Source organism: Sorangium sp. So ce117 (assembly GCF_051524395.1).
GTDB lineage: Bacteria > Myxococcota_A > Polyangia > Polyangiales > Polyangiaceae > Sorangium > Sorangium cellulosum_B.
In genome coordinates this window covers 12,873,225-12,885,826 of record NZ_CP150309.1, presented here as the reverse complement: position 1 = coordinate 12,885,826, position 12,602 = coordinate 12,873,225, and the positions used below count along the sequence as shown (strand labels likewise).

Annotated in this window: 14 protein-coding genes; 7 read left to right on the top strand and 7 right to left on the bottom strand. The window is 72.1% G+C overall.

Annotated elements, in window-relative coordinates; translation table 11 throughout:
• Positions 1-39 precede the first annotated feature (39 nt).
• On the bottom strand, positions 40-213 hold the full coding sequence (locus tag WMF46_RS48455) for a hypothetical protein (protein ID WP_437983453.1): 174 nt from the start codon (positions 211-213) through the stop codon (positions 40-42).
• A gap of 158 nt (positions 214-371) precedes the next feature.
• On the opposite strand from WMF46_RS48455, the gene WMF46_RS48450 reads away from it, so the two are divergent.
• The 3 genes from WMF46_RS48450 to WMF46_RS48440 all read left to right on the top strand — a co-directional run bounded on the left by WMF46_RS48450 (position 372) and on the right by WMF46_RS48440 (position 2,450).
• On the top strand, positions 372-710 hold the full coding sequence (locus tag WMF46_RS48450; protein ID WP_437983452.1) for a hypothetical protein: 339 nt from the start codon (positions 372-374) through the stop codon (positions 708-710).
• 190 nt (positions 711-900) lie between these two features.
• Complete coding sequence (locus WMF46_RS48445; RefSeq protein WP_437983451.1) at positions 901-2,028, top strand: hypothetical protein; 1,128 nt, start codon at positions 901-903, stop codon at positions 2,026-2,028.
• Entirely contained in the window at positions 2,022-2,450 is a 429-nt protein-coding gene (locus tag WMF46_RS48440; protein ID WP_437983450.1) for a hypothetical protein, read from the top strand. Before WMF46_RS48445 ends, WMF46_RS48440 begins: the two co-directional genes overlap by 7 nt.
• A gap of 96 nt (positions 2,451-2,546) precedes the next feature.
• On the opposite strand, the gene WMF46_RS48435 is transcribed toward WMF46_RS48440, so the two are convergent.
• The 4 genes from WMF46_RS48435 to WMF46_RS48420 are packed head-to-tail and all read right to left on the bottom strand — an operon-like array spanning position 2,547 to position 5,354.
• Positions 2,547-3,713, bottom strand: a complete 1,167-nt coding sequence (locus WMF46_RS48435) for an NADH-quinone oxidoreductase subunit D (protein WP_437983449.1) — start codon at positions 3,711-3,713, stop codon at positions 2,547-2,549.
• Positions 3,710-4,258: an NADH-quinone oxidoreductase subunit C gene (locus tag WMF46_RS48430; protein ID WP_437983448.1), complete on the bottom strand. Its 549-nt coding sequence runs from the start codon at positions 4,256-4,258 to the stop codon at positions 3,710-3,712. Before WMF46_RS48430 ends, WMF46_RS48435 begins: the two co-directional genes overlap by 4 nt.
• Before the next feature lie 32 nt (positions 4,259-4,290).
• Positions 4,291-4,845: an NADH-quinone oxidoreductase subunit NuoB gene (gene nuoB / locus WMF46_RS48425; protein WP_437983447.1), complete on the bottom strand. Its 555-nt coding sequence runs from the start codon at positions 4,843-4,845 to the stop codon at positions 4,291-4,293.
• Complete coding sequence (locus WMF46_RS48420) at positions 4,842-5,354, bottom strand: NADH-quinone oxidoreductase subunit A (protein ID WP_437983446.1); 513 nt, start codon at positions 5,352-5,354, stop codon at positions 4,842-4,844. The genes nuoB and WMF46_RS48420 overlap by 4 nt, the downstream gene beginning before the upstream one ends.
• A gap of 169 nt (positions 5,355-5,523) precedes the next feature.
• Here WMF46_RS48420 and WMF46_RS48415 point away from each other — a divergent pair, with 169 nt between their 5' ends.
• Both WMF46_RS48415 and WMF46_RS48410 read left to right on the top strand, forming a co-directional pair.
• Complete coding sequence (locus tag WMF46_RS48415; protein ID WP_437983445.1) at positions 5,524-6,327, top strand: undecaprenyl-diphosphate phosphatase; 804 nt, start codon at positions 5,524-5,526, stop codon at positions 6,325-6,327.
• An 80-nt stretch (positions 6,328-6,407) separates the two neighbouring features.
• On the top strand, positions 6,408-7,550 hold the full coding sequence (locus WMF46_RS48410) for a mannose-1-phosphate guanylyltransferase (protein WP_437983444.1): 1,143 nt from the start codon (positions 6,408-6,410) through the stop codon (positions 7,548-7,550).
• A gap of 5 nt (positions 7,551-7,555) precedes the next feature.
• On the opposite strand, the gene rsmI is transcribed toward WMF46_RS48410, so the two are convergent.
• Together rsmI and WMF46_RS48400 are read right to left on the bottom strand one after the other, a co-directional pair.
• Positions 7,556-8,434 (bottom strand): 16S rRNA (cytidine(1402)-2'-O)-methyltransferase, encoded by an 879-nt coding sequence (gene rsmI, locus WMF46_RS48405; RefSeq protein WP_437983443.1) that lies wholly within the window; start codon positions 8,432-8,434, stop codon positions 7,556-7,558.
• Positions 8,435-8,437: 3 nt separating this feature from the next.
• On the bottom strand, positions 8,438-9,745 hold the full coding sequence (locus WMF46_RS48400; protein ID WP_437983442.1) for an RNA polymerase factor sigma-32: 1,308 nt from the start codon (positions 9,743-9,745) through the stop codon (positions 8,438-8,440).
• 145 nt (positions 9,746-9,890) lie between these two features.
• On the opposite strand from WMF46_RS48400, the gene WMF46_RS48395 reads away from it, so the two are divergent.
• Together WMF46_RS48395 and mutL are read left to right on the top strand one after the other, a co-directional pair.
• Positions 9,891-10,562 carry a hypothetical protein gene (locus WMF46_RS48395; RefSeq protein ID WP_437547952.1) on the top strand — a complete coding sequence of 224 codons (672 nt, stop codon included), beginning with the start codon at positions 9,891-9,893 and terminating at the stop codon, positions 10,560-10,562.
• Positions 10,559-12,589 (top strand): DNA mismatch repair endonuclease MutL, encoded by a 2,031-nt coding sequence (gene mutL, locus WMF46_RS48390; RefSeq protein WP_437983441.1) that lies wholly within the window; start codon positions 10,559-10,561, stop codon positions 12,587-12,589. Before WMF46_RS48395 ends, mutL begins: the two co-directional genes overlap by 4 nt.
• The last annotated feature ends 13 nt before the right edge of the window (positions 12,590-12,602 follow it).

The following is a 12,602-nucleotide window of genomic DNA, read 5'->3' as shown; positions in this document are numbered from 1 at the left end:
CTCGACCCGTGGAGACAGGGGCGTTCGATCTGGCCCCGCTCACCGGTCGATCTCGGGCGCCACGCCGTCGAAGCTCGCGATGAGCGCCACGACGTCGGCCAGGAACAGCCCGGGGCTCTTGGCCTGGATCGACGAGGGCCGTGACGTCCCGGCAGTAGGAAATGGCCGCCGGCCCCTCACCGCCCGCCGCGCCTCCCCTCGCTGCCACTTCATCTGAAGATGACCAGAGCGGTGCCCATCCATGCCTAGGAACGCGTGGAGCCCGCGCGCTTCGTCAAAGAAGCGACCTCCTGTCATCCCAAGCCGCCCTGAAGCCCCTCAAGAACGGGCTATTCACGGTGCATTCCTGCGGGGAACTCCTCGTAGCGGAGATGGCCTCCGAGTTTTCGCCCGCCGGCGAGATCCCGCTCGGGCAGTCCAGGATGCTGACGCGGAGGGTGGACACCGAGACGATCAAGGCGCGGTTCATGCAGGAGTGGCCGACCGCCCGCGTGCACTGGGAGGAGCCGATGTATGTGATGCCGGACAACAGCGAGGGTACAATCGAGCCGCGCTACGTGTTCGCCTTCTCGATAGAATCTATCTCGGACGGCCAGCAAGTCCTGTCCCGGCGGCGGCACATCGGCTACTCGGTCGAGGATGCAGGCGCTGCCGCGCAGGACTATACGGAGTGGGCGAATCCGGATACGGCCGGCGATGTGAGGAGATAAAGGGTTACAGATGGTTCACGTGCGTGGGCGAAGGTCGCGGCATTACGGCTCGGTGAGGCTCGTCGCAGCGCTGTGTCTCGGCGCGGGAGGGTGTGCGTCGACCGGGCACGACGTTGAGGTGAGCGGTGGCGGACCGCTCATCCATCGGAGCGTCGACCTGGCGTGGCTGCCTGCGCGGAAAGCGGCCTTCGTGACGGCGGTGCACGGGCTGCAGACCGTCGAGATCGTCACGCTAGAGCCTGGCCCGGCCATCACCGCCCTGTCCGCCCCGGATCAGGGAGGGTGCAAGCGATTTCCGGTGGCGCTTGCCTCCCATGACGTGAACGCGGACGGCCTCGACGACGTGCTGATCCTGGACCCCGCGTGCGGAAACTGGATCGCGCTCGGGCAGCAAGGAGGGGGGTTCGGTCCGGCAGCGTGGGAGGATGTGCTTCCCGCGCTGCCGCCGAACCCCTACCTCTATGCGATCCCGATACCGGGAGAGGAACGCCCCGCGATCGTCTCGTCCAACGAGGGGGCGATCGCGGTTGCCCGCTTCCGGGGCGCCTGGGAGCGTATCGACCTCTCCTTCCTCATGCCGTACATGAGCTCGCTGCGTGCCTCCGATATCCTCGCGGCGACCGCGCCCCTCGACGCCGGAGGTATCGAGGTAGCGTTCCAGCGAGGCGAGTTTCTCACCATGCTTGCGCTCACGCCTGCGAGCGCGGCCGCAGCAGCCTCGTCCATCGAGGCGCGCATCGACGTTCCTCAGGAGCTCATCGGGGCCCTCAAGCCGCACATCGGGTACGACCATCTTACGAGCTTCGTGCCGGACGGATGCGAACTCTTCGCGCTCGGCGTCGGCCTGTACCCGCCGGAGGCAGGGGACGCTCCGCGCCGTGTTCACGCGCTCCGCCGCGCGGGCGGCTCGTTCGTCGCCGAGCAACTCCCGCTCTCGTGCGACGTGACGACGTTCGCAGTGGTCCATGGCGGGGACGGCCTGGAGCCCGTGCTCGGCGCGGTCGAGCGGTGCGGTGACGATGACGTCTTCGAGCTCGCGCGCATCGTCGGCTGCGGCGAGCGTGTCGAGGTGCTCAGCCAGGCCAAGATCGAGTTCAACTGGCGCGGCGCGCCCGCGCCTCCCAGCTATTCGCGGCCGACGCTGCCCCGCACGAGCGGGGTGAGGCTCATCGCGGATCGACCAGCGCCCACGCGAGTGCGCTTCGTCCATTACGATGGCTTCGATCTGCGGGTCTTCACTGCAGAGGACGGCGATGGCTGGACGATCCGATCCACGAAAACAAGCATGCACAACGATCGCGAGGACGTCTCATGGTAAGCAAGCATCTGCGCACCTGGTTCCCGCGCCTCGTGACGTTCGCGGCGGTCGCCGCGCTCGGGACGGGGCTCTGCTCGTGCAGCTCCAATTCATGCACGACGCACCGCGAGTGCCTACAGTCGCCGGCAGCCGAGGAGGTCGGGCGCTGCACGCCGAAGGAGGCCTATTGCTCTGATGGCGAGTGCACCGCGTCGTGCGCGAAGCTGTGCACGATCGTCGAGCCGACGTTCGATCCGTGCGGCGCCGGCCTCCTATGCAACGAGTCCGCGTCGCGCCGCGTGGAGCTGCCGTATTGCACGAGCACACCCATCGAGTGCTCCACCCCCGCGGACTGCCCCCTGTACCTGCCCAGCGATGCCGGCGCGTGGGCGTGCGTCGACGGCGAGTGTCGGTTCCCGGACTTCCGCTACGCGCACGAATGACAGCGCCCGCGCGAGGGGAGCGCTCTCTTTCTCTATCCCTCCGCCTCCCGGTCTCCCTGTCGATTTCTCTCGGGTTCTCGCGGCGTGATCGGTGCTCTACCGGTCGATCTCGGGCGCCACGACGTCGAAGCTCGCGATGAGCGCGACGAGATCGGCGAGGAACAGCCCGGGGCTCTTGGCCTCGATCATCGCCATCGCGGTGAAGCTCCCTGTCCGGAAGCGCGCCCGATAGGCCTCCTCCGCGCCACGCCCGATGACATAACAGCCCATGTCGCCGCGGGCGCTCTCGATGCGAGCGTACGCCTCCCCGTCGGGCCGCATCTTCTTCGGCAGCTTGCCCAGGATGTCGTCCTCGGGGTGCTCGTCGATCTTGTCGAGCGCCTGGCTGAGGATCTTCGCCGACTCGCGGCACTCCTCGACACGGACGTAGAACCGGTCCCAGCAGTCTCCCACGGTCCCGTAGCGCCCGCGGCCCACGGGGACGTCGAACTCGATCTCGGGGTAGACCGAGTAGGCGTCCTCCTTGCGGAGATCCCATTTCACGCCGGACCCGCGCAGGTTGGGGCCGACGAGCCCCCAGTCCTTCGCCTCCTCGGCCGTGACCACGGCGACGTTGGCGAGGCGCTTGATGAAGATGTCGTTCAGGCTGATGAGCCGGTCGAACTCGACCATGATCGGCTCGAAGCGGTCGAGCCAGTACCTCACCTTGTCGGCCCACCCCTTCGGCATGTCGAACGACACGCCGCCGATGCGGTGGTAATTGAAGGTGAGCCGCGCGCCGCACAGCTCCTCGATGAAGTCGTTGATGTACTCCCGCTCTCGCAGCGCCCACGGGAAGGGCGTGACCGCGCCGACGTCCATCGCCATCGCGCCGAGCGCGATCATGTGGCTCCCGATCCGGTTGAGCTCGCAAGAGATGACGCGGAGGTACTGCGCCCGCTTCGGCACCTCGATGCCCATCAGCTTCTCGCAGGCGCTCGCCCAGGCCTCGTTGGCGAACATCGCGGCGATGTAGTCGACGCGATCCGTGTACGGCATGAAGCCGCTGTACGTGCAGCGCTCGCCGATCTTCTCGATGCTCCGGTGCAGGTAGCCGACGTCCGGCACCGCCTTCCGGATGATCTCGCCGTCCGTCGAGATGATGAAGCGGAGCACGCCGTGGGTCGACGGGTGATGAGGCCCCATGTTGAGGGTCATCTCGTCTTCCATCTCGGCGCCCGGCTCCGCGCCCCCGCGGTCGACGCTGAAGATGACCTGGCTCATGACGCCTCCGCGTCCTTCTTCGGGAGCTTGATCTTGAAGAGCTCGACGGGGTTCGGCCGCTGCGTCGGGATGCCGCGGTACTCGGCCTTCTCCTGCCAGTCCTTGCGCAGCGGGTGCCCCTCCCAGTCGTCGGGCAGGAGCAGGCGGCGGAGATCCGGGTGCCCCTCGAAGCGCACGCCGAGCAGGTCGAAGCACTCCCGCTCCTGCCAGTTCGCCGCCGACCACACGTCGACGAGCGTCGACAGCGCGGGGCTCTCCCGGTCGAGGAACACCTTCAGGACGACCCGGTGCTTCTTCGCGTACGAGTAGATATGATAGACGACGACGATCTTCTTGAGATCGGGATAGTCGACCCCGGTGATGCACTCCAGATAATCGAAATCGAGCTCCGGCGCCTCGCGCAGGAGCCGGCACACGGGCTCGATCTTCGCGGGCGCGACCTGGAGCCAGGCGTCGCGATCTTTCGGAGACACGGGGTGGAAGTCGAAGACCGCGTCTTCGCCGAGCTTCGCCTGGAGCGCCTGGAAGATAGCTTCGGGTGACATGGGAGATCCGGGAGGTGTCGAGAGGAGTGGGCTCAGCCGCCTTCGTGAGCGCCGCCGCGGCGGCCGAGGGCCCGCTCGCTCTTGATCTTCTCCTGGATCTTGAGGAGCCCTTCGAGCAGCGCCTCGGGGCGCGGGGGGCAGCCGGGCACGTAGACGTCGACCGGGATGATCTGGTCCACGCCCTTGCAGACCGAGTAGGCGTACTGGAAGAGGCCCCCGCAGTTCGAGCAGCTGCCCATCGAGATGACGAAGCGCGGCTCCGACATCTGGTCATAGAGGCGCCTCACGCGGGTCGCCATCTTGTACGTCAGCGTCCCCGCGATGATGAACAGGTCGCTCGACCGGGGGCTCGGCCGCGGCGCGGCCCCGAAGCGCTCGAGATCGCCGCGGGGGCCGCCGGTCTGCATGAGCTCGATGGCGCAGCAGGCCAGGCCGAAGAGCATGTACCAGACGCTGTTCGACCGGCCCCAGTTGAGCAGCCAGTTGACGGTCTGATCGACGCTCGTCGTGATGACGCCGCCGCCGTCGCTCTCGTACTTCGCTTCCCACCCGCGGGGCGGGGCCATCAGGTTCAGGTTCGATGTCATGACTCCGCACCTCCCTCGGCGGCCGCCGCCTGACCCGGGAGGCCCGCCGGCGCGCCTCCGCCCGCGCCCGCGAGCGGCGCGCGCGGTCGAGCCCGGCTGCTCACGTTCTGAGCCCCGCGCGGATCCCCCTTGATGGAGCGGATCCAGTTGAAATCGCCCTTCACCCAGACATAGGCGAAGCCGAGCATCAGGATGGCCACGAAGAGGAAGATCTCGATCAGCGCGAAGAGCCCGTTGCCCTGGTCCACCCAGCGCTTGAACACGGCCGCGACCGGGTAGATGAACGCTATCTCGACGTCGAAGATGATGTAGACGAGCGCGATGATGTAAAAACGCGGGTTGAAGTTGAACCACGCGGGCCCGACAGGCGCTTCGCCGCACTCGTACGTCTCGACCTTCTCGGCGTACATGTTGTTGGGGCGCAGCAGCCTCCCGAACAGCATAGAGCCGAGCATGAAGCCGATCGCCACCAGAAAGAACGCGGCAACGCTGGCGTAGGCCATCAACATCGGGCGGAACCTCGCTCGGCTCGCCCCCCTCGTTTCAGGCGAGAGGGGTCGGATCCATGGGTGGTTATGTAGGTGAAAAGCTGAACCGCGGCAAGCCGGCAGACCCTGGCCTCGCCGGCGCTGCTGCTCGGGATCGACAGGACGCGCCGAGCTGGGATATCGCTCGGATGTGGGTCTCGTTGACGTGACGGTGCTCGCGGCCGTGCAGGGGGCGGCGCAGGCGCTGCCCATCTCGGCGACCGGGCATGGCGCGGCGGCCCGGCTCTGGCTCCGCGCGGCCGACGGCGACGCCTGGGTCGCCGCCGCGCAGGCGCTCGCGGCGGCGGCGGCGCTCGCGCTCGCCGTGCGGCAGCGGCTCCTCCGGGCGCTCGCGACGCCGTCGCTCTTCAGCTCGTCGCCGCCGGCGCGCGACGCGGCGGGGCTCGCGCTGGGCGCCGCCGTGAGCCTGATCGTGGCGGCGGCGCTCCGTCCGTACGTCGCGCCGTGGCGGGACGCGCCGCTCGCGGTGGGGCTCGGCCTGCTCGCCACCGGCGCGGCGCTCGCGAGCACCGCGCTCGCGCCGTGGCGTGACGGCCGCGACGAGACCGACGCGCCGTCGATCGCCGGGGCCCTCGCGGCCGGCGCGGCGCACGGGGTCGCGGCGCTGCCCGGCGCGTCGCGGGTCGGGGCCGCGCTCGTCGTGCTGCTCTGGCTCGGCGTCCGGCCCGCGCGCGCCGTCGAGCTCGCGCTCGCGCTGAGCCTCCCCGCGCTGCTCGTCTCGGCGCTCGCCGAGGCGCGCGCGTTCCACGGCCCGGCGCCAGGGGCGGGCGCCGTGGCGCTCGGCCTCCTCGCCGCCTTCGTGAGCGCCGCCGCGGCGGCCTCCGCGCTCCGCGCCCTCGCCGAGCGGCGGCGCGTGGGCGCGCTCTCGCTGTGGGTCGTCCCCCTCGGCCTCGCGATGGTGGCCTACGCGCGCGCGCTGCCCGGCCTCGCCTGAGCGACCCTCGGCGGCCGCACCGCAACCGTGCGACCCTCTTCGACGTCCAAGCCGCACGTCCAGACCGCGGAGAAGCGCCGATGACCCCGACCGACCCCTCCATCCACGTCCTGATCCTCGCCGGCGGCGCGGGCACCCGCTTCTGGCCGGCGTCGCGCGCCGCGCGCCCGAAGCAGCTCTTGCCGCTGCTCGGCGGCGAGCCGCTGCTCGCCGCGACGGCGCGCCGCGTGCTCCCGCTGTGCGCCCCCGGCGGGCGCGCGGGCTGGGAGCGCGTCTGGATCGCGACCGGCCAGCACCTGGTCGCGCCCACCCGCGCGGCGCTGCCCGAGGTGTCCGAGCGGCGGCTGCTGGTCGAGCCAGCGCCGCGCAACACGGCCCCGTGCATCGGCTGGGCGGCCGCCACCATCGCGCGCGACGACCCCGAGGCGGTCGTCGTCGTGCTCCCGAGCGACCACCACATCGCCGACGTGCCGCGGTTCCTCGAGGCGCTGAAGGCCGCCGTCGCGTCGGCCCAGGGCGGCGCGATCACGACGATCGGCGTTCGCCCGACGCACCCGGAGACGGGCTTCGGTTACATCGAGGTGGAGGAGGCCGCCGGGGCGGAGGGCGCGGCGCCCGCGGAGCCCCGCCGCGTGCGGCGCTTCGTCGAGAAGCCGAGCCGCGAGCGCGCCGCGGAGTTCGTGGCGAGCGGCCGCTTCCTCTGGAACGCGGGGATGTTCATCTTCCGCGCGGGCGACATGCTGGCCGCGATCCGCGCCCACCTGCCGGCGCTCGCCGCGGGGCTCGACGAGATCGACCGCGCCGCCGCGCTGGGCCCGGGCGCCGAGGCGGAGGCCGTCCTGCGGGTGTTCCCGGGCCTCCCGGCCATCAGCGTCGATCACGGCGTGATGGAGCACGTCGCCGGGCTCGCCGTCGTGCCCGGCGACTTCGGCTGGAGCGACGTGGGCAGCTGGCAGAGCGCCTGGGAGCTCGCCGACAAGGACGAGCGAGGCAACAGCGCGCCCGCGGGCTCGGTGCTGATCGACGCGCACGGCAACCACGTGGTCGATCTGCGCGCGCGCGCAGCGCCCGACGATCGCCGGGTGATCGCGCTCGTCGGCGTGGAGGGCCTCGTGGTGGTCGAGACCGACGACGCGCTGCTCATCGTGCCGCGCGATCGGGCCCAGGAGGTGAAGCACGCCGTCGACGAGCTGAAGGCGCGAGGGCAGGGCCGGCACACGTGAGCGCTCTACCCGCGCGGCTCCCCCCGCCGCGCCACCGCCCGCGTGTAGATTTCGCGCCGCGGTAGCCCGAGCTCCACCGACAGCTCCTCGGCGATGTGCTTCGCCCGCCTCCCCTGGGCGAGCTCCCGATCGATGCGCGCGTCGAGCTCCTCGTCGCTCGGGCGCGCGCCCTCCGCTGCCGGCGCCGCGGGCGCGAGCACGAGCGTGATCTCCCCGAGCCACTCGCGCTCGATCGCCGCGAGCTCCTCCACGCTGCCGCTCAGGATCTCCTCGTGCACCTTCGTCAGCTCGCGCGCGACGACGGCGCGCCGCCCGGGCATCCGCTCGGCGAGCTCGGCCAGCGTCTCGCTGAAGCGCCGCGGCGACTCGAACAGCACAACCGCCTCCGGCGTCGACGTGACGAGGGCCAGCGCCTCGCGCCGCTCGCGCCCGCCGCGGGGCAGGAACCCGACGAAGCGGAAGCCCCCCGTCACGAGCCCCGACGCGCTCACCGCCACCATCACCGCGCTCGGCCCGGGGATCGCCACGACGCGCGCCCCCGCCTCCGTGGCCGCGCGCACGAGCGCCGTCCCCGGATCGCTCACGACCGGCGTGCCGGCGTCGGTCATGAAGGCGATCGACTCGCCCGCCGCGAGCCGCGCGGCCGCGCGCGCCGCGTCCGCCTCCGAGGCGTGCGCGTCGAACCGGTCGACCGGCTTGCCCGAGACGCCGAGGTGGCCGAGGAGCGCCCGGGCCCGCCGCGTGTCCTCCGCGAGGATCCGGTCCGCCCCGCGCAGCGTCTCGACCGCGCGCAGCGTGATGTCGCCCAGGTTGCCGATCGGCGTCGCCACCACGTAGAGGCAACCGCGGTCGCTCGACCCGCCCTGCTCGCCGCCGCTCGACACGGCCTAGTCCATCTCGACGGCGTCGCCGAGCTCCTCCTGGAGGTACGTCCGCAGCTTGGACTGGAGCCGCGCCTCGAGCTGGCGCACGCGCTCGCGCGAGATGCCGAACTCGTTGCCGAGCTCCTGGAGCGTGAGCGGATCCTCGGCGGCCATGCGCTTGTCGAAGATGATCACGTCCTTGCCCTTCAGCGTCTCGCGGAACTTCGAGAGCCGATCGTGGACGAGCCTGCCCATCTCGCTCGCCTCGTACGCGGTGTCCGGGCTCGCCCCCGACGACACGAGCAGCTCGACGCGCGGGATCGTCCGGCCCTCGAGGTCGCCGACCGGGGCGTCGAGCGAGGCCTCGCCGCTCGCGAGGCGGCGGTCCATGTCGACGACCTCCTTCTCCTCGACCGACAGGCGCTTCGCGATCTCCGCCGCCGTGGGCTCGATCCCCATCGCCGAGAGCTTCGCCTTCTCCTTGTTGAGGTTGAAGAAGAGCTTCCGCTGCGCCTGCGTCGTGCCGAGCTTCACGAGGCGCCAGTTGTTGAGGATGAAGCGGAGGATGTACGCGCGGATCCACCAGGCCGCGTACGAGGAGAGCTTCACGCCGCGGTACGGGTCGTAGCGCTTCACGGCCTGCATCAGGCCGATGTTCCCCTCCTGGATGAGGTCCATGATGTTCTTGTAGGCGCGCCGGTACTCGTACGCGAGCTTGACCACGAGCCGCAGGTTCGCCGTCACGAGCCGCGCGGCGGTCGCGACGTCCTGCGTCTTCGTGTACTTGATCGTCAGCTCCTTCTCCTCGTCCGGCGTGAGCAGCGCGTGGCGCTGCACCTCGCGCAGGTAAGCCTGCAGCGGGTCCGTGCGCGACAGCGCGGCATCACTGCCGCCGCCGCTGCGGCCCTCGCCGCCGCTGGCCCGCGCGGAGCGCGGCAGCTCGATGTCGTTCAGATCGACGCCCGCGTCGTCGATCACCTCGCCGACGACCTCCACGACATCGCCCTCGTCGACGTCGCCCGCCCTCGCGGCGCCGCTCTCGGGCGCGCCGTCCGCCTCGTCGTCATCCTCGCGCGAGCCCTCGTCCTCGCGCGAGCCCTCGTCGTCGCTCTCCGCGGGCTGCGCCTCGCCGCCCGCGCGCCCGCCGTCCTTCGCGGTGGAGCGCGCGCGGCGCTTCGCGGCGGGCCGGGGGGCTGCGTCCGAGTCGGGCCGGAGCTCCGCGCCTTCGTCCTCCGCTCCGGCCTGGAGCCCCGCCTTCGCCACCCCGTCGGGCTGGGGCGCTCCGGTCCCCTTCGTTCGCTTCGTTCGCGGCTCGCTCTTGCTCTTCGCCACCCGGACCTCGTCCTCGAAGTTCTAGTACAGCCCCGCCGCACCGCGCCACCTGTCCCGGCGCGCAGGCGCGCGGGCGCTTCGCGATCCGGAGGCTACCCGCTCCGCGATCCGCAGGTAAGGAAGAGAGCGCGCGAGATCGGAGAACGTGCTACACGCCAGCCTCCTCCACGTGGACTCGCACCGCCCTCCGCGCCCGCGCTCGCTGCGCCCCTGGTACCTGGTGGCCACCATGCTGCTCACCTGGCTCATCGGCGTGCGCGGCTTCATGGCCGGGTGCGGGACGGCCATGTACCTGCGCGCCGGCATGGCCCCTGACGTCATGGCCGTGGCCGAGCAAGCGCGCGACCAGGGGGATCCGTTCCAGTTCACGTTCCTCGTGCTCGAGGCCGCGCAGGCGCGCGCGCTGAGCCTGTACCAGGACGTCTCCTTCCCCCTCAGCATCGGGAAGCTGCTCCTCGGCGGGCTGCTCGTCGTCGCGAGCGGGCTGGCGCTCGGCGGGCGGCCCGGCACGCGCGGCTTCGTCCTCCAGGTCCTCATCGCCAACCTGGCCTTCGCCGCGGTCGAGTACGCGCTCACGCGGGGCGTCCGCGGCGCCTGGATCGACATGGTGGCGCAGGCGGGGGCGCTGCTTCCGCCGGACATCCCCGAGCGCGCGGGCCTCACGAACACCGGCCTCTGGTGGACCGCCGAGCGGGTGCGCTTCGCGATCTTCGAGCTGGCCGTCCTCGGCTCCGCCGCGGTGGCGCTGACGCGGGAGCGCACCAAGATGTACTTCCAGGCGGTCGCCCGGGCGGTCGACCCCGGCGACGAGCCATGAGCACCGCGGAGAGGATCGCCGGCGCGGATCCTCGATCGACGCTCACGCAGGCCGAGGAGCGGAGGGTCGCCATCCTCCCGGACGACCTCGCCAACCAGATCGCGGCGGGCGAGGTGGTCGAGCGGCCGGCGAGCGTCGTGAAGGAGCTCGTCGAGAACGCGCTCGACGCGGGCGCGCGCCGCATCCGCGTCGACATCGAGGGGGGCGGCGTCGGCCTGGTGCGCGTCGCGGACGACGGGCGCGGGATGAGCCGCGAGGACGCCTCCCTCGCGGTGCTCCGCCACGCCACGAGCAAGATCGCCCGGATCGACGACCTCCGCAGCATCCAGAGCTTCGGCTTCCGCGGCGAGGCGCTCCCGAGCATCGCCTCGGTGAGCCGCTTCTCGCTGCGGACGCGGCGCGACGGCGAGTCCGAGGGGACGGAGATCCGGATCGAGGGCGGCGGCGCGGCGCAGGCCATCCCCTGCGGGTGCGCCGCCGGCACCGTGGTCGAGGTGCGCGATCTCTTCTTCAACGTCCCCGCGCGGCGCAAGTTCCTGCGCGCCGTCGGCACCGAGTCGGCGCACGTGTCCGAGATCGCGCAGGCGGTCGCGCTCGGCGAGCCGGGCGTGACGCTGGTCCTCTCGCGCGACGGGCGCGTCGCGCGGGAGTGGCTGCGCACCTCGAGCCGCGCGGAGCGGGCGCGCGCGATGCTCGCGGGCGAGGAGCTCGCGACGTGCGCGGGCCAGCGCGGGCCGCTCACGGTCGAGGCGTTCGTGTCGCGGCCGGAGCGCGCCCGCTCGGGCGCCAGCTGGCTGTGGATGTTCGTGAACGGCCGGCACGTGCGCGACCGCTCGCTGGCGCGCTCGATCGCGCTCGCCTACGGCAGCGTCCTCGAGCCGGGCCGGTACCCCATCGGCGCGGTGTTCATCGATCTGCCCGCCGAGCTCGTGGACGTGAACGTCCACCCCCAGAAGGCTGAAGTCCGCTTCGCCGACGGCCGCGCCGTCGCCGACGCGCTCTACAAGATCGTCGCCGCGCAGGTGGCCGCGGCGTTCGGCCTGCCCGCGCCTGCCCCCGGCGGCTTCCAGGGCCGCAAGGGCAAGCTCTTCGAGGACGCGGCGTCCCCGCCCGGAGACGCCTGGGTCTGGTCGAGCGGCCCCGCGGCGGAGACGCCTGCGGCAGGTCCATCGACGCCCGCCGCGGGCGCATCGGGCGAGCGGCAGGGGCCGCCGGGCGATCCATGGGGCCTCGGCGGCGACCTCGGCGGGGTCCCGCCGGCGCGCCCTCACGCTGCGCCGGCCGGGCCGGCAGCGCCGGCGCAGCTCGGGGCGTGGGCCGACATCGCTGCGCTCGATTTCCCGGCGCGCGGCGGGCCGGGCGAGCCGCCGGCGCCCGCGCCGGGGTCGCCGCCCGTCCCCTACCCGACCGGCAGCGGGCCGGTGCTCGCCGCAGCCGAGCGCGTTGTCTCCTGGGGGTCGCTGCGGTTCCTCGCCCAGGTGCGCAACACCTTCTTCGTGTGCGAGGGGCCGGACGGCATCTACTTCCTCGATCAGCACGCGGCGGCGGAGCGCGTGACGTTCCACCGCCTGCGCGCGTCGTTCGACGGGCGCGACGTCGCCACGCAGAAGCTGCTCTTCCCCGTGATCGTCCAGGCGGCCCCCGCGGAGGTGTCGCTCGTCGAGGAGGCGCAGGAGGCGATCGCGCGGCTCGGGCTCGACGTGCGCCCGGCGGGCGCGGCGCAGCTCGCGGTGCACGCGGTGCCGACGCTGCTCCGCCGCGCGGCGCCCGAGCGCCTCGTGCGCGACCTCGTGGACGAGCTGAGCCACTCGGGCGAGCGCGCCTTCTCGGGCGCGGTCGACCTCGCGCTCGCGACGATGGCCTGCCACGGCTCGCTGCGCGCGGGCGACCCGGTGGCGCCGGAGGAGGCGCGGGCGCTGCTCACGGCGCTCGACGAGGTCGACTTCGCCGGCCACTGCCCGCACGGTCGGCCCATCGTGATGCGCGTCGGCTGGCCCGAGCTGGAGCACCGCGTGGGGAGGCGGTGAGCGAGGCGGCGCT